11 protein-coding genes are annotated in these 15,374 nt (G+C 44.7%); 4 read left to right on the forward strand and 7 right to left on the reverse strand.

What is annotated here, in order from left to right; genetic code table 11:
* Window positions 1-14 precede the first annotated feature (14 nt).
* A complete protein-coding gene (locus BGK61_RS14835; RefSeq protein ID WP_076012418.1) occupies window positions 15-4,133 on the reverse strand; it encodes a hybrid sensor histidine kinase/response regulator in 4,119 nt (1,372 codons plus the stop codon).
* 358 nt (window positions 4,134-4,491) lie between these two features.
* On the opposite strand from BGK61_RS14835, the gene BGK61_RS14840 reads away from it, so the two are divergent.
* Entirely contained in the window at window positions 4,492-4,833 is a 342-nt protein-coding gene (locus BGK61_RS14840) for a carboxymuconolactone decarboxylase family protein (protein WP_014998816.1), read from the forward strand.
* A gap of 59 nt (window positions 4,834-4,892) precedes the next feature.
* Here the strand turns inward: BGK61_RS14840 and BGK61_RS14845 are convergent, their stop codons facing one another.
* The 4 genes from BGK61_RS14845 to BGK61_RS14860 all read right to left on the reverse strand — a co-directional run bounded on the left by BGK61_RS14845 (window position 4,893) and on the right by BGK61_RS14860 (window position 10,189).
* A complete protein-coding gene (locus tag BGK61_RS14845; protein ID WP_076026104.1) occupies window positions 4,893-7,646 on the reverse strand; it encodes a M16 family metallopeptidase in 2,754 nt (917 codons plus the stop codon).
* A 225-nt stretch (window positions 7,647-7,871) separates the two neighbouring features.
* On the reverse strand, window positions 7,872-8,165 hold the full coding sequence (locus BGK61_RS14850; protein WP_014998818.1) for a YfcL family protein: 294 nt from the start codon (window positions 8,163-8,165) through the stop codon (window positions 7,872-7,874).
* A gap of 123 nt (window positions 8,166-8,288) precedes the next feature.
* Window positions 8,289-9,452: an ATP-NAD kinase family protein gene (locus tag BGK61_RS14855; RefSeq protein WP_076012397.1), complete on the reverse strand. Its 1,164-nt coding sequence runs from the start codon at window positions 9,450-9,452 to the stop codon at window positions 8,289-8,291.
* The gene (locus tag BGK61_RS14860; protein WP_014998820.1) at window positions 9,449-10,189 is read right to left on the reverse strand and encodes an elongation factor P hydroxylase; all 741 of its coding nucleotides are present in this window, start codon (window positions 10,187-10,189) and stop codon (window positions 9,449-9,451) included. The genes BGK61_RS14855 and BGK61_RS14860 overlap by 4 nt, the downstream gene beginning before the upstream one ends.
* 139 nt (window positions 10,190-10,328) lie before the next feature.
* On the opposite strand from BGK61_RS14860, the gene BGK61_RS14865 reads away from it, so the two are divergent.
* Genes BGK61_RS14865 through BGK61_RS14875 form a run of 3 tightly spaced genes read left to right on the forward strand, consistent with a single transcriptional unit; the run spans window position 10,329 to window position 12,726 of the window.
* Window positions 10,329-11,039 carry a DUF8198 family protein gene (locus tag BGK61_RS14865; RefSeq protein ID WP_014998821.1) on the forward strand — a complete coding sequence of 237 codons (711 nt, stop codon included), beginning with the start codon at window positions 10,329-10,331 and terminating at the stop codon, window positions 11,037-11,039.
* A 41-nt stretch (window positions 11,040-11,080) separates the two neighbouring features.
* A complete protein-coding gene (locus BGK61_RS14870; RefSeq protein WP_014998822.1) occupies window positions 11,081-11,530 on the forward strand; it encodes an acyl-CoA thioesterase in 450 nt (149 codons plus the stop codon).
* Window positions 11,527-12,726 carry a retropepsin-like aspartic protease family protein gene (locus tag BGK61_RS14875; RefSeq protein WP_076012398.1) on the forward strand — a complete coding sequence of 400 codons (1,200 nt, stop codon included), beginning with the start codon at window positions 11,527-11,529 and terminating at the stop codon, window positions 12,724-12,726. The genes BGK61_RS14870 and BGK61_RS14875 overlap by 4 nt, the downstream gene beginning before the upstream one ends.
* A 66-nt stretch (window positions 12,727-12,792) precedes the next feature.
* On the opposite strand, the gene BGK61_RS14880 is transcribed toward BGK61_RS14875, so the two are convergent.
* Complete coding sequence (locus tag BGK61_RS14880; protein ID WP_014998824.1) at window positions 12,793-13,152, reverse strand: HopJ type III effector protein; 360 nt, start codon at window positions 13,150-13,152, stop codon at window positions 12,793-12,795.
* A 143-nt stretch (window positions 13,153-13,295) separates the two neighbouring features.
* Window positions 13,296-15,338 carry an NADPH-dependent 2,4-dienoyl-CoA reductase gene (locus BGK61_RS14885; RefSeq protein WP_014998825.1) on the reverse strand — a complete coding sequence of 681 codons (2,043 nt, stop codon included), beginning with the start codon at window positions 15,336-15,338 and terminating at the stop codon, window positions 13,296-13,298.
* Window positions 15,339-15,374 lie beyond the last annotated feature (36 nt).

Raw genomic sequence — 15,374 nt, forward strand, 5'->3', positions numbered from 1 at the left:
CCGATGGCGAGAGGCTAGTTTAATTTGTTGGTCCACTTCTGTAAGGTTGAAGTTACTTTGTCGTGCTCTATTGGTTTGGTAAGAAAGTCGTCCATGCCTGCTTCCATACACATATCTTTGTCACCCTGCATCGCATTAGCCGTCATTGCTATGATAGGAATGGTTTTGTAATTCTCACCAGCGGCACCATAGCGAATTAGCTTGGTCGCTTCAAACCCATCCATTTCAGGCATCTGACAATCCATTACAATGGCATTATAGGCTTGCTCATGCTTGCTCCGTTTTAACAAATCCAAGGCCTCTACGCCGTTGTTAGCGACATCAACTTCATAACCTCCGCTTTCAATAACATTGGTCGCAACCATTTGATTAATTACGTTATCTTCTACTAGTAGCACTCGTTTTTTACCGAGCGAGCTAGCAGGATTTGTTTCTTCTGCTTGAGAGGGTTTTGCTTCAATGTGCTGCATTGCTAGTTCAGCGTGGGGGTTGGTCTTATTCTGAATATGAGTTGCGCTAGGCGTTACAAATTTATCTGTGCGCTTTTCTAAAATTCGAATCAAATCTGATGTTGTCAGCGGTTTTGGTAGGCTCTCTTCAACATGCAGACCACAGTATGTGTTGAAACTGTCCATATCGCTCAACTGAGTCATCACTACAACGCGAGCCTGCTTAGTTTTTTCGTTATCTACAAGCTTCTGGCAGAAATACTCCGATACTTGGTTTTCTTCTGTTTTCTCCAAAAATACAATATCTATGGGAATTGCTGATGTATTTTGACCGCTCGCTTCTTGATTTAGGTAAAGATCAGCAGCCTCTTTCGTGGAAGACGCGACCAGAGTTAGCACACCCCAAAGGCTCAGCTGATTGTGCATCGCTCGCCTTGTTGAAGCATTTTGCTCGACAATTAAGCAGCACATGTTTTTTTTGATGAGCTTAGGAGACACTGACTCCTGCTGTGCAGCGTAGCCAACTTCACATGTCACGTCAAAGCGGCTCCCGTTGCCGAGCTCTGTGGTAACACTTATATCACCGCCTAATAATTGGCAAAGCTTTTTAGTAATGCTCAGCCCAAGCCCTGTACCACCGTAACGCCTAGTGGTGGACGCGTCGACCTGAGTAAATGCATCAAATAAATGCGGAAGTTTAGAAGCGGGAATACCAATGCCTGTATCTGCTACAGAAATATGCAATAGTGCGGAATTCTTGCTGTCACTGGGCAGCAGCTCTGCGGTAACGGAAAGCTCTCCTTTTTCGGTAAACTTAACGGCATTACTCAATAAGTTCGTCAGAATTTGTTGAATTCGACTGGGGTCTGAATTGATTTTAGATTCACTAATTTTCGACACATCTACAACTACTTCCAGACCTTTCTCCTGTGCCAAGTGCGCTACCGACTGAGCTATACTTTCAATCAATCCCCTAACGTCAAAGTCAACAGACTCTAGCTCTAGTTTATCGGCTTCAATTTTTGAAAAATCTAAAATATCATTGATGAGAACCAACAGGGAATTAGCGCTTGAACTTGCGATATTCACACGCTGATTTTGCTCTGTTGTTAAGTTACTCTTTTTCAACAAACCGAGCATTCCTATAACGCCGTTCATGGGCGTTCTAATTTCATGACTCATGTTAGCTAGAAATTCAGATTTTAGCTTGGTTGCCTCTTCAGCTTGCTCCAAGGCTTGTTTCAAATCACTTGCCTGTGCTTTTAGCGACGCTGTCTTTTCTGACACCTGCTGTTCAAGCGCCTGTACAAAGCGCTTTTGCTTAGTAATTTCTGTTTGTTGCAAGTGCGTTCTTAAATAAATAACCAGAAAAACAATGCCAACTAAAAAAGCAGTGTAAATACTATATGCCCACCATGTTTTCCAAGGGGCGGCAGCTACATGTAAGTTAACAGACATCACCTCACTGCCCCATTCACCATTGGGCTTCATCGCCTTAACGAGTAAACGGTAAGTACCGCCGTTTAAGTTAGTAAACGACACATTGCTGTGATTTCCTATATCAATCCATTGCTCATCATACCCTTCCAATTTGTAGGCAAAATGAGAACGTTTGGGATCTGAAAAGTCTAAGAGAGCGAAATCTAAAGAGAAGAAATAGTCTTCGTAAGAGAGGTAAAGGTCTGTGATATAGGACAGCGGTTTGTCTAGGCGCACGGCTTCGCCCATTTTATTAAAGCCCGTTAATACCACTTTGGAGTCAACAAAATCAGCCTGCCCCTCCAAATATTTAAAGTACTCAATACCGCGCTGACTGCTGGTAAAAAAGGTGTTCTGTGACGCTCGTAATAAACTATTTGAATAGAAGTTCTTCCCTACTGAGCCTGCACTGCTATTGTAATTGACGGCACTTTGGGTGGCTGGATCAAAAAGAAAAATTCCCTTGTTGGTGGTAAGCCATAACTGACCACCATCGCCATCTGCAATTGCCCTGACTAACGTTGCTGGCAGTCCCTTTCGTTCATCGAACCAATCAAAGGTTTTTGTTTCAGGCTGGTAAAGGTTAAGTCCCCTTTGTGTGGCCACCCAAATCTGGCCTTCACTTGTTTCATGGATATCTTCAACAATGCTCCCTAACAACCCCGCTTTTTGGTGTGTATCAGATTCAAATTGAACAAAGCTTCTATTTTCACTTGACCATAAATTAACGCCACTCCCCGTACCAACCCACATGTTTCCTTTAGAGTCTTTAAAAATGGCGTGTATTTCTGGGTGAGATAAACCGTCGCTTGTTGAGAGATGCGTGAAGTCGCCAGTCTCTCTATCGTAAACATATACTCCGTGTTTGTAGGTGCCTATCCAAACATTCCCTTTACCATCCAACGCCAAGGCCCTGAACTCACCAAACTGTCGATAGTTACTATCTTCTTTAGGGAATACTAAAGGCGTAACATCCCCACTTTTTCTATCCACTCGCGCTATAAAGTTGTCTTGTGCAACCCATAAAACACCTTGTTTGTCCGGAACGATAATGGGTCGTTCTATAACACCTCTGTCTTTATAATCATCATCCCCTGTAAAAACCGACCCAAACTCCCTTCGAAGTGATTGTTCTTTTACTTTCCATGTATAAATTTCGGCATTCGCCGTTACTATTATTAGATTGCCGTCGGTATCAAGCTCAATTCCGTTTGGTGCCGTTAACGAGTCGCTATTGATTTGTTTCATTTTACGACGAGGTGCAAGTTTAAATATGCCGTGCACCTCACTGGTAATCCACTTGGTGTTAGTATGGTCTTCGAAAATGATTCGTAGCCCGTTGTCATACCCGAAATCCATTTTTTCTACATAGTTTCCGTCACCTGTGTGTCTGTATAATCCCCTTGTTGTCACAAACCATACATAGCCCTCACTGTCCTCTATCATCGAGTTGACCTGGCCTAGCGCCTCGCCTGCTCGTGTAGTTTGGGGTAAGAACACACCAGAACTTGGAAAGAAAAGAAAAGGTCCATCTTGCGTTGCCACATAAAACTGGCTAGAGGATGTGCGCAGCAAACTACGTATTTCATTAGCGCCGGTGGCAGTGTGGTTATTCGGGTCTGGAAAGAAGTGCTTAGCTGTGTAGGTGCGCTTGTCCAGCAGGTTCAACCCGAAGCTGGTGGCTACCCATAAGCTATTGTCGTTGTTATCAATAATGTCCCATATACGGTTATGAGACAGACTGTTTTCAACACCTGGCTTTTTTTGAACTCTCTCGAACTGCCCATTGCCTAACCATCGATTCAAACCTTGATCATATGAGCCCAACCAAATTTGGCCTGTTTTATCGTGAAAGAGCGATTGAATGCGGTTTGAAGAAAGCGAGCGTGAGTCATTCGGATCATTTAAGTAGTGTGAATAGATGCCGGTTCGAGGGTCATACTTGTTTACGCCGCCGCCCCAAGTACCCACCCAAATATTCCCTTCTGCGTCCAGCATCAGGTTACCGGCGTCATTATGAGAAAGCCCCTGACCATGTTCACTATCAGATTCAAACAGTGTGACTTTCCGACCGTCGTAGCGCATTACGCCATTTTCAGCAGTACCAAACCATAAAAACCCTTGGCGGTCTTGAATAATGGAATAAATTTCTGAGGAAACAAAGCCGTCATCAGCGGTTAATAGCTCCACCGAATATTCATTCATAAGCTTATCTGAGCCTGTTGCCCAAGAAAAAGAAGTGTAAAAAAGACAAAGAAAAGCAATTGCAAACACGCGTACTGGAGAAAGTACGAGGCATGATATGTTCGCAGAGGTGATATTCTTCAAAGTAAGAATCGAGACGATAAATTAAACTTTGTTCACCTTAAAACATCTTGCTATTGCAATCTATTCTACAAAAGACGCATTTGTCACATAAAAGAGGTGACTTTTTGACCTGCATCATATTGTCTTAAGCATTATCCTCTATGATTAACTCGAGGCAGGATATATCCATTCATTTATTAGCTTACAAAATATTCCAGCAATTGATGAGCCAATTAAATTTTAATAGGAGCGTTCGATGACCAAATCATACAAACAAATTACTGAAAGCTTAAATCCGTACCTAGCTGAAGTTAAAAAAGGGGTCCCAGATGTTATGAAGGGTTTCTCTGATATGGCAAAAGCGGCAACAGCAGACGGTGCATTAGATAAAAAAACGAAAGAACTCATTGCACTTGCTATTGGTATCGCGACGCGATGTGATGGATGTATAGGCTTTCATGCAAAAGCGTTGGTTCAGTTAGGTGCGACGCGAGAAGAGATAGAAGAAGTATGCGGAATGTCTGTCTATATGGGCGGGGGCCCCTCGTTTATGTACGCGGCAGATGCCTTGCGTGCTTTCGATGAATTCAGTGAATAGCAATTAAAGAAAAGGGCCGAAAAAAATTTCGGCCCTTTATTCATTTAAAACTCACACCATCATAGCGAGTTCATGCTTTGTACGCTAACCGGTCCAAGCTCGGCAGCTTCAACTTCTGCTTTAATCTTTTCGGCATCACCGATGATTATCCAAGTTAATTTCTCTGGGTGCAGCACTTCTTTCGCCGCGCTACTCAAGTCATCTAGTGACAAGCTGTTATATTTCTCAACCAAAGATTCAGGGTAGTTGTATTGCCTGTTAAATCTCTCGCTTGATAGCAAGCTATACAGAACAGCATTTGCTGTCTCGAACTGGCCTGGCAAAGAACGAACTTCATCCAGTCGCGCCCTTTCGAGTTCATTCGCCATTGGCGGCTTTTCACCTAGATAAGCGTTAAGTTCTTTCTTAAGCTCTAGTAGAGACGGGCCTGTTTTATCAGTTTGTACTGGAGCATAAACCATAAATGGACGTTGGCCTCTAGCATCTTGAAGGAAGGTGTAGGCACCATAAGACCAGCTTTTATCTTCACGTAAGTTCATATTAACGCGAGCAGTAAAAGCGCCTCCCAAGGTCAAGTTCATGGCCTTAATTGCAATATTGTTCTCAGCCCCTGTTGGAGGCGCTAAATGCGCTGCCAATATTAAAGATTGCTGCGCCCCAGGACGGTCGATAATTATTGCTTGGCCTTTTTCAGGCATCGACGCTTCAGCAATTTGCTTAGTGCCTTTACTTCCAGCAACTTTCCATTTGCCAAACTCTTTTTCAAGCATTGGTTTTATGGCATCTAATGTGGTGTCGCCCACAACAAAAATCGTCGCGTTGTCAGGACGTAGCCACGTATCTTTGAAGTTAATCAGATCATCTCGCGTAATCGCCTTCACATCCGGCTCAGTTCCGGTACCGGTAAATGGAATACCATACGCATGGCCTTCACCATAAATGAGTGGCGGAAGCAATGTAAGTGCAATACTAACAGGGCGTGTTTTTTGCTGTGCAATGTTGCTTAAGATAAGTGCGCGTTGGCGCTCGATCTCTTCTTCCTTAAACGTGGGTGTTTTTAGGATATCCCCCAAGAGCGCTAAAGAAGGCTTCATGTTCTCTGTTAACATCGACATGCTAACAGTGGTTGTATCTAAGTTTGAGCCGGCGTTTAAATCAGTGCCTAGTTGCTCAAGCTCTGCCGCAAGTTCCAGCGCATCATATTTTCCTGCGCCTTCGTCAAGCATTTGCGTGGTGAAACTCGCAAGTCCAAGCTTGCCCCCCGCATCGGCCGCGTATCCTGCGTCGAATTGCACCGCTACATTTACCAAAGGCACAGTAGAGCGTTTTGCAAATACCACCTTTACGCCGTTAGAGAGCGTAGTTTCTGTAACTTCAGGGAAGCTCAATTGAGTCTCGGCGTCAATTGATGGCAAGCCAGAGCTGCGATCAACGCCTTCTGCAGAAGCGGTATGTTCGATAAACGGCACAACCGTAATTTGATGCCACCCTTCTTTTAACCACTTATTCGCAGCGGCTTTTACCGCTTTAGGTGTACTCTGCCCCAGCTCCTCTAATTCTGTTTTGAAGTAGTTAGGGTCACCCGCAATAAATTCGCCGCTGGCCAGCGTATCCGCTTTTCCGCCAAAGCCACCAACCTCTTCAAGTCCGCGAATTATTGAAGCGCGTCGCTTAGTCGATACCAATTTAACTTCGTCTTTGCTTGGACCTTCACGCAAAAACTCGCTAATTACTTTATCTATTTCTTTTTCCACTTTAGCAACGTCAACGCCATCTTTTACGTCAACGGTTACACCAAAAATGGACGCCATTTGTAGCTCGTAGTTAAATACCGAGGCATTGGTGGCGATCTGTTGGTCATAGACCAATTCTTTGTATAAACGAGAATTCTTGCCATCGCCCATAACACTGGCGGCAATGAACAAGTCTGTTGCGGTTGAAGAGGTATTTTCCGGTGAAACCCAAAGACGGTAAATGCGCGATTGTGGTACTTTGTCTTGAATTACTTCGCGGGTGTTTGCGCTACGCTTTGGCACCCAGGCTTCCCACTTTGACAAAGCAGGACCCGGTTCAATATCGCCAAAGTATTTATTAACCAAAGGCTTGGCTTCTTCTGCGTTAATGTCGCCGCTCAAAACTAATATTGCGTTATTCGGGCCATAATATTGATTGAACCAACCTTTTACATCGTCTAGTGACGCTGAGTTGAGGTCTTCCATTGAGCCAATCACCGTATGGTGATAGGGATGTTCATCTGGAAATAGACCTTCAAAAATGTGGGTAAATACGCTTCCGTAAGGCTGATCTTCGCCTTGGCGTTTCTCATTTTGAACAACACCACGCTGTTCATCTAATTTCTCTTGTGTAACCGCACCTAATAAATGCCCCATACGGTCTGATTCCATCCACAGAATACGGTCAAGAGCAGGCGTCGGAACGGTTTGGAAATAGTTTGTTCGGTCAAAGTTTGTGGTACCGTTTAAACCTGTAGCCCCAGCTTCTTGAAGCGGCCCGAACCACTCATCATCATAGTTTTCCGTGCCGTTAAACATTAAGTGTTCAAATAGGTGCGCAAAACCTGATTTACCGTCTGGCTCATCCTTCGAACCTACTTTATACCAAACCGCCACTGCAACTACGGGGGCTTTGCGGTCTTCGTGAACAATTACGGTTAACCCATTATCGGTAGTGAACTTTTCGTAATCAATATTTATGTCGTTTTTAGCAAACGCTGAGCTTACCAGCGTACTACTTACTGCCAGCACACCTACGCTTACTTTTAAGCGCTTGGTGAGATGCTTAAGTACAGTCATGTCGTCATCCTTAATCTTGTTATACCAATCCGCATAGATCATTATCTGTGCTGAACACCCAAAAGTGCCAGGCACCACAAAGCGGCTTGTAGCCACTACTAAACATAAATCAATCTGGCAGTTTATAAAGGATTATGATGCAGAAAACTGTAACGGATTGTAAAAGAGAGAAAAACGACGAACGAAGGAATATTTCCAGCGGAAAAGTAGAGAAGAAAGTCGCAACTATATTGCGACTAACCGTGCCCAAAGTGCTTTTACTTGTTTAGCATCTTCACTTTCTAATTCGTTGTTGGCAAATGCGCTATTCAGGCTTTCAAGCATTTTGTCATTTAGCATCGTAACGGTAGCATCTTCTCGCATTTCTAACTGGCGAGCCTCTACGGCAAAGTGACCTTGCAAGTAGCTGGCTATAAACAGTTCATCATCACTACCGTGATTTACCACGTCATCAAGCGATGCTTCAATATTTGCAATAGCTTTAACGACACTTTCTGGTGCTGCAGCAGGTGGTAACACGTCTTACTCCTTTCTGTTCTTTAAATATCAGTTCTTAATTCTCAAATTCCGATTTTTCTTAATTCGAGATGAAATTGGTTTGCAAAAATGTAATGCATTTACTTTTTGTATTCAGCTTTGCCCCTAAATAGCTTGGCAAAGCACTTTATCTTTGTAGCCGGTTATTACCGAAAAGGCGCCCGCTAATTCAGCATCAAGTGCTGCATCGCTGGAATCCAAGCGAAGCGGCTTACCGTTTAATGCCTGTAGTTTTTGTTTAGTGGCGACTACGATCATATTTTGTTTGCCAATTTGACGAATAAAAGCAGGGCTTAACTGCTGATTTCCACGTCCTAAAATATGTCCCTGGCCACCAATAACCGTCAAAATAACTTTCGTTGGTTTGCTGTGGGTCAATGCAATCAGTTCAGTTGCCGTCACGTCACTTGCGATTAGTTCACCTTGCTTAACCACATCAACACCTAACAAGGTGTTGTCTAAGCCAAGATAATCCATCACCGCGCCAACCGTTGAGCCCGACCCCATAACAAAATAAGTGTCAGGTTCATCGTCCATAATTTCACTAATGTATGCGGCAATGTCATCAAGCACTAAGGCCTCGTCTTCTTTGCCACCCATTTTTACTGCCTGAACGTAAGTTAATTCTGCTGGTACTCGCATTTCACCGTAATGCTTCGCAATAACTTTGCCTTCGCGAAATGCATTTTCGTCAATATCACGTACTTCGGCGTCCATTTCACTTACTAGCTCGCCTGCGATCATTTGGCTTACTACCTGCCCTGCCGCCGACGGCGACACACAGTAAACACCAGAATGAATTTTACAACCAGCGGGCACTCCTAACACGGGGACCTGTGTGCCAATTACACTACAAATATTTCGCGCTGTACCGTCTCCCCCAGCAAATAGCAACAAGTCAACTTTAGCGTCTACCATGGCTTGTGCAGCGCGTTCTGAGTCTTCGCCTTCTGTTTGTTCAGCTTCAGGGGTGTAGACTACCTCATAAGGAATACCTAACGATTCACACACAGTTTCGCCCATATCGCCCGACGCCGTCACTACAGTAAACTTCCCCGATAATGCTTCAAGGATACTGAGCGCTTTTGCCATCTTTTCGTTGGCTTTCTTCTCGGCTCCCATGGCCAGTGCTTTTTCCCGAATTTCTGCACCATCGCTACCTTTAAGCGCAAGGGCGCCGCCTATACCGGCAAAAGGATTCACCACAATGCCCAATTTGAACTTGGGTGCGTTCTCAAAAGTTGATTGACCAAGGTCAGTTTGATTCATTCGGTATCTACTCCTATCCCATCACCTGATTCGATACTTGCCGAATTTTTGGGCGCTTCTGTTGACCTGCTATTTGTTATTTTGTTGGGTAAATTAGACAACGTACTTTTGCCAAACGTAGATGACAATGCGTTTATGAAGCGTTCAGCTCGTGGCGGGAAACCATGGGCTCTAAAGCTTTCAAGCTGAGCCGCTACGTTTCTGGTAAAGCCCTCTCTGTCAGGCTCTGCGCCATTTAAGTTGTCGGTACTAACCTGAAACTTTCTACCTGCAGCTTCTGTAAACGCCCACTCAATGGCCTGTGGCTTAATTTCTACTTTTTCAAAGTCGGCTTGTTGGGTTGCATCGCGACCGTCAGGGCAGTACCAGTAACCGTAATCTTCTAATAATCGACGCTTTTCTCCCGCAATGCACCAGTGCGCAATTTCGTGCAAAGCGCTTGAAAAAAAGCCATGAGCGAACACAATTTGATGATAGGCCGTTTCTTTACCCGCAGGAATATATATAGGTTCATCATCACCTAAAACCAAACGCGTATTGAAGTCCTTGAACGTTGAATTAAATAGCGCGATCAATGCGGGAACGTCAGGGTCTACATCTGCGCCAGCATTGGTTGAAGAGGTATTACCATACATGGCAAAACCTTCACCTTTTAGGCCTTCAATTTCAGTGGGATTAGGTTCTTTACGTTCAACAGGAGCGTGACTACTTACGGTGTTCATTACGTCTGATAACATCTACACGTGCGAGCTAAAATAATGGCGATAGAGTATACCAGCAAAACTTTGTCTTCTCACTTGAAAGGCGCGCTTGGTTAGGTCAATCTAGGTTTACAACAGCGAATGAGTCCCACCGACTCAACAGGGAGTTTGTCACTTGTCGCAAGAGATAATTAAACATATTCATCGAGTAAATGCCCTTCGTGATTTAGCTAATCAGTCGGGTTTAATGCCTATTATTCATCAGTTGCAGCATTGGCAATGCGAACGCTTACTTGCCACGCACGATGATTTAGCACAGCAAAAACGTTATCAAAAAGCCATGGCTTTTTTTGTAGATGAATTGTACGGCCCCAAAGATTTTAGCCAGCGTGACGCAGATTTAGTTCGAGTTATCCCAAAACTCGCAAAAGTATTGCCCGATAAAGCCATGAACGCCATGGATGATGCGCTGTCGTTAAATGCGTTATCGTTCGATTTAGATATGGCGATGGCGCAGTATCTCCAAGCTCATTTTCCCGGAGTACCAATTAACCGAGACAACTACGCCCTGGCTTATCGCAATGTAGGCAGAATTGAAGATAGAAAGCACCAAATCGACATAATTTCACATTTGGGCGATCAACTTGCCGACGTTATAAGAATTCGTGGTATAGGTATGTTGATATCGCTATCGCGCCGCCCTGCCAAATTGGCTGGCTTACTCGCACTACATGAGTTTTTGGAGCGAGGGTTTAACGCCTTTAAAGCGCTAGGTGATGTGCAAAGCTTCATTCAACCCGTATTGGTAAGAGAAAAATCGATAATGCAGACATTGTTAAGTGACGACTTATCGTTACCTGAAGAAAATCCATTACCTGTTGTATAACGCGCAAAATCAATTTTTTAAACACAGAAAAAGGAAAAGGTTTGAGCAACCCAACGCTTAATTGGATGTTAGACAATCCTTATGTGCAGCAGTGGCACATTGATGAAACGCACATTGATCACTATCAACACGTGAACAATGTGGCATACCTCTCACAGTTGGAAAGCTTGGCATGGGCGCACTCGAACGCGCTCGGCTTACAATTTGCCGACTATCAAGCGCTAAACCGAGGTATGGTGATTAAACGTCACGAACTCAACTATCATCTCCCTACCCATCTTGGAGACACTTTATCGTGTGCTACCTGGATAGTGCATTGTGATAGCAAGCTGACATTAAAGCGCCAATTTCAATTCATATGTCCTAAGCGAAACAAGACCGTATTCGATGCTGAGACAACATTCGTGTGCGTGAGCCTAGATACTGGCGCCCCCAAACGGATGCCAAAGCAGTTCGTAGATATATATGGCGAGGCGTGCATCGCACAATGAAAACATGGTTGGCGGCAGTGCTCACCCTCATTTTGCTTGTGTCCTTAGGCATGAATGCTTTCTTATGGCTCAGCTTAAAAGAGCACAATGATGAAGCTTATGAGCTAGAAGCCCACTACGAGCAGCGCTTAAACGATGAGAAACGGTTAGAAGGTGAAGTCAGCCCTTTCGACAAAAAAACTGTTTCCAACTCCTCTTCGGATTTGAGCGTTGCCGGCATATCGCCAAGCGAAAATAATAAGCGGCGTTCTTCTTCACCTAAAGCTAACAAAAACGATGTAGCCGCGCTGACTCGCCTACTCAATAACGGTGAATATGCGCTGCTCGCCGCAGAACTAGCAAACTATTTAAAAAATGACCCGCTCAATGAATCGCTGTTGTTACTTGAAGGTGAGTTAATTGAGATGACGAAGCCTCTGCCCACAGCTATTGTGCACTATTATGATTTAGCCGAATTGCCTCTTTCACACGAAACGCTTACCTTTATTGAGACGAGAATTTCCTCTCTTTATCAGCAGGCGCAAACACAGCTTAGTCAAGACGAACAATGGGAACTGGTTGCTAGGTTAAATGAGCCACTGTATCAGCGCATACCCGACGCTAAGCACTATACCCTTAATTTAGCGGAAGCATACGCATACCAGCAAAAACTTACGCTCATGGAAGATGTACTCGCCGCTTTGCCGTTAAACGATAGAGACGCCAGTATCATTCGCGATAAAGCCTATGAAATGCGAGATATTGCCAGTGCAGGTGCTATGCCAAAAAACAGTGAACCAGCGCCAGTAAACGGTGAGGACGCTCGTTATCAAACCCGTGTAGCCTTGGAGCGCATTGGCGACCAATATCGTCTTGAAGCGACGGCACTTAACCAAAAAGCCACCATGATTTTAGATACGGGTGCCAGTACCACCGCAATATCATCGCGGCTTTTTGCGCGTTTAGGCCGCATGCGAAATCTCACTTTTATTGGTAACTTTAATGTTAGAACGGCGTCCGGAACCATAGAAGCGCCGTTAGTACAAATACCGCGCTTTTACTTTGCAGGCTACGAGTTCAATGATGTTTCTGCCATCGTGCTACCCGAAGACGCCCTACCCGATGCTGACGGTTTATTAGGAATGAATGTCTTAGGCCAGTTTGACTTCGCGATCATGCCCCAATCCAGCGAGCTGGTTTTGACAGAGCGGAATTAACACAATTTATCACAAGACGAGACTTATAAAAGGCCTCGCCTTCTTGAGCCAAAATTGCGTGCAGCCTTATTTCTTTATTTCCACTAAAGGGAAGGTTTCAAACACCACGCCTTCATGACCTGTTTTCATAAAATTGCGAATATTGGCGTGGTCCACTCCGTCGGGGTTATTTAGCACGTCTTCTCGATAAAAACGCCCGAACAAGGCAAGGGTTTGTGCTTGGTTTAGGTTTAAATGCTGACCCAGCGCAAGTAGCTTGCACGAGCCGTTGTTTTGGTTTGCTTCATTTGAAACTTCACCGTTGGTGAAAGCGGTTGGCGTAAATGCGAACGTACTATCGATTAGCGCAATAACGTCGTTAAACTCGATTGCTTTTGGTGAATTAGTGACTGCTTGAATTAATTCATGGGTGTTGCTGAGTGTCATGTTTATCTCAATAAAAGAAAACGATAATAACAGGTCTATGTTACTGCAACAGTTCTCAATAGGCTTTCTTTAGACATTTGCATAAAAAAAGCGCCTCTTAATCAGGCGCTTTTGGTTCTAACGGTATTAGTCGTGCTAGAGGGTTAAACCGCAGCGCATACTCTTGTGCCTTGGTCAATGGCGCGTTTAGCATCAAGTTCCAATGCTTCGTCGGCACCACCAATCAAATGATAAGGCATGTTTAAGCCTTCAACGATGTCACGCATTGGCTCTTGGCCTGCACAGATGATGATATTATCGACCGGCAATACTTGGCTGTTGCCATCTACCGTAATATGTAACCCTTCGTCATCAATTTTATCGTAACTTACACCTGGGATCATGGTCACGCCTTTGGCTAGCAGACCCACTCGGTGCGCCCACCCTGTAGTTTTACCTAAGCCTGCACCAACTTTGGTTGTCTTGCGCTGCAATAGGAAAATCTCTCTCGGAGACGGCTCTGGCTGTGGCTTAACGCCTTCGATACCCGCGCGCGCAGAGAAGGTCATATCAATGCCCCACTCTTTCATAAATGCAGGAATATCTTGGCTTGGCGTTTCCTTGCCATGAGACAGATATTCAGCAGTATCAAAACCAATACCACCAGCACCGATAATCGCCACTTTATTACCAACAGGCTTTTTCTCTTTCAACACTTCGATATAGGTCAGCACTTTCTCATGCTCAATACCTTCAATCGCTGGCGTGCGTGGTTTAATACCAGTTGCAATCATTACTTCGTCAAACCCTTCGTCGTTTAACGCCGCCGCATCAACATAAGTATTGAGTTTAAGGGTAATATTTTTATGAAGCTCAATCTGGCGTTTGAAATAACGCAGTGTTTCGTAGAACTCCTCTTTGCCCGGAATTTGTTTAGCTATATTAAATTGACCACCAATTTCGCTAGAGGCATCGTAAATGACAACATCGTGACCGCGCTGGGCAGAAGTCACTGCCGCTGCTAATCCTGCTGGGCCTGCGCCTACAACCGCTATACGCTTTTGGGTTTCTGCTGGCTTGATGTTAATTTCAAGCTCGTGACACGCACGTGGGTTTACCAAACAGCTGGTCATTTTACCGTTGAATACGTGGTCGAGGCAGGCTTGGTTGCAGCCAATACAAGTATTGATTTCATCGGCTTTATTTTGCTGCGCTTTGCGCACAAAGTCAGGGTCGGCCAAGAATGGACGCGCCATGGACACCATGTCAGCGTCACCGCGAGACAGCACTTCTTCAGCAACTTCAGGTGTGTTGATACGGTTAGACGTAATAACAGGAATTGAAAGCGCCTCTCGGAACTTAGCGGTAACCCATGTAAAAGCTGCACGGGGCACTTTAGTGGCAATAGTTGGAATACGCGCTTCGTGCCAACCAATGCCGGTGTTGATGATAGTGGCACCGGCTTTCTCAATTTCTTTACCAAGCTGTACTACTTCGTCATAAGTAGAACCACCTTCAACAAGGTCAAGCATCGATAAGCGATAGATAATAATGAAGTTCTTACCTACTGCCTCGCGCACGCGGCGCACTACTTCAATCGGCAAGCGGATACGGTTTTCATACTCGCCGCCCCATTCGTCGTCACGGTGATTAGTGCGTTTTGCAATAAACTGGTTTAGGAAGTAGCCTTCAGACCCCATGATTTCAACGCCATCATAACCCGCACGCTGGGCTTGGGTAGCAGCAGTAATGAAATCTTTAATTTGCTTTTCAATCTCGTCAGCATCAAGTGCTTTAGGCTTAAACGGATTGATTGGCGCTTGTACCGCGGAAGGCGCCACAAGTTTAGGGCTATACGCATAGCGACCTGTGTGCAGGATTTGCATACAGATTTTACCGCCTGCTATGTGTACCGCATCAGTCACTTCTTTATGATTTTTAACCGCTTCGTCTGTATCTAATCGAAATGTTGATGGGTGAGTTGCGCCTTCTTCATTGGGTCCAATGCCACCTGTAACAATAAGACCCACTCCACCTCTGGCACGCTCGCCATAAAACGCAGCCATACGCTTGTGCCCGTCAGGCAGCTCTTCTAGGCCCGTGTGCATTGAGCCCATTAGTACTCGGTTTTTAAGCGTGGTAAAGCCTAAGTCTAAAGGCCTAAATAAATGCGGATAAACGGGATGATCGGTAACGGTCTGATTCATGATACATTCCTGAAAGTCTTATTGGCTTATTTAAGC

It is taken from the genome of Alteromonas abrolhosensis, assembly GCF_001953635.1.
In the GTDB taxonomy this organism is placed as follows: domain Bacteria; phylum Pseudomonadota; class Gammaproteobacteria; order Enterobacterales; family Alteromonadaceae; genus Alteromonas; species Alteromonas abrolhosensis.

What these genes read in the sequence shown, in the direction of transcription:
- BGK61_RS14835 (WP_076012418.1), bottom strand. Translation starts at nt 4,133, where the DNA reads ATGAATGAATATTCGGTGGAGCTATTAACCGCTGATGACGGCTTTGTT.
- BGK61_RS14840 (WP_014998816.1), top strand. Translation starts at nt 4,492, where the DNA reads ATGACCAAATCATACAAACAAATTACTGAAAGCTTAAATCCGTACCTA.
- BGK61_RS14845 (WP_076026104.1), bottom strand. Translation starts at nt 7,646, where the DNA reads ATGACTGTACTTAAGCATCTCACCAAGCGCTTAAAAGTAAGCGTAGGT.
- BGK61_RS14855 (WP_076012397.1), bottom strand. Translation starts at nt 9,452, where the DNA reads ATGAATCAAACTGACCTTGGTCAATCAACTTTTGAGAACGCACCCAAG.
- BGK61_RS14860 (WP_014998820.1), bottom strand. Translation starts at nt 10,189, where the DNA reads ATGTTATCAGACGTAATGAACACCGTAAGTAGTCACGCTCCTGTTGAA.
- BGK61_RS14875 (WP_076012398.1), top strand. Translation starts at nt 11,527, where the DNA reads ATGAAAACATGGTTGGCGGCAGTGCTCACCCTCATTTTGCTTGTGTCC.
- BGK61_RS14880 (WP_014998824.1), bottom strand. Translation starts at nt 13,152, where the DNA reads ATGACACTCAGCAACACCCATGAATTAATTCAAGCAGTCACTAATTCA.
- BGK61_RS14885 (WP_014998825.1), bottom strand. Translation starts at nt 15,338, where the DNA reads ATGAATCAGACCGTTACCGATCATCCCGTTTATCCGCATTTATTTAGG.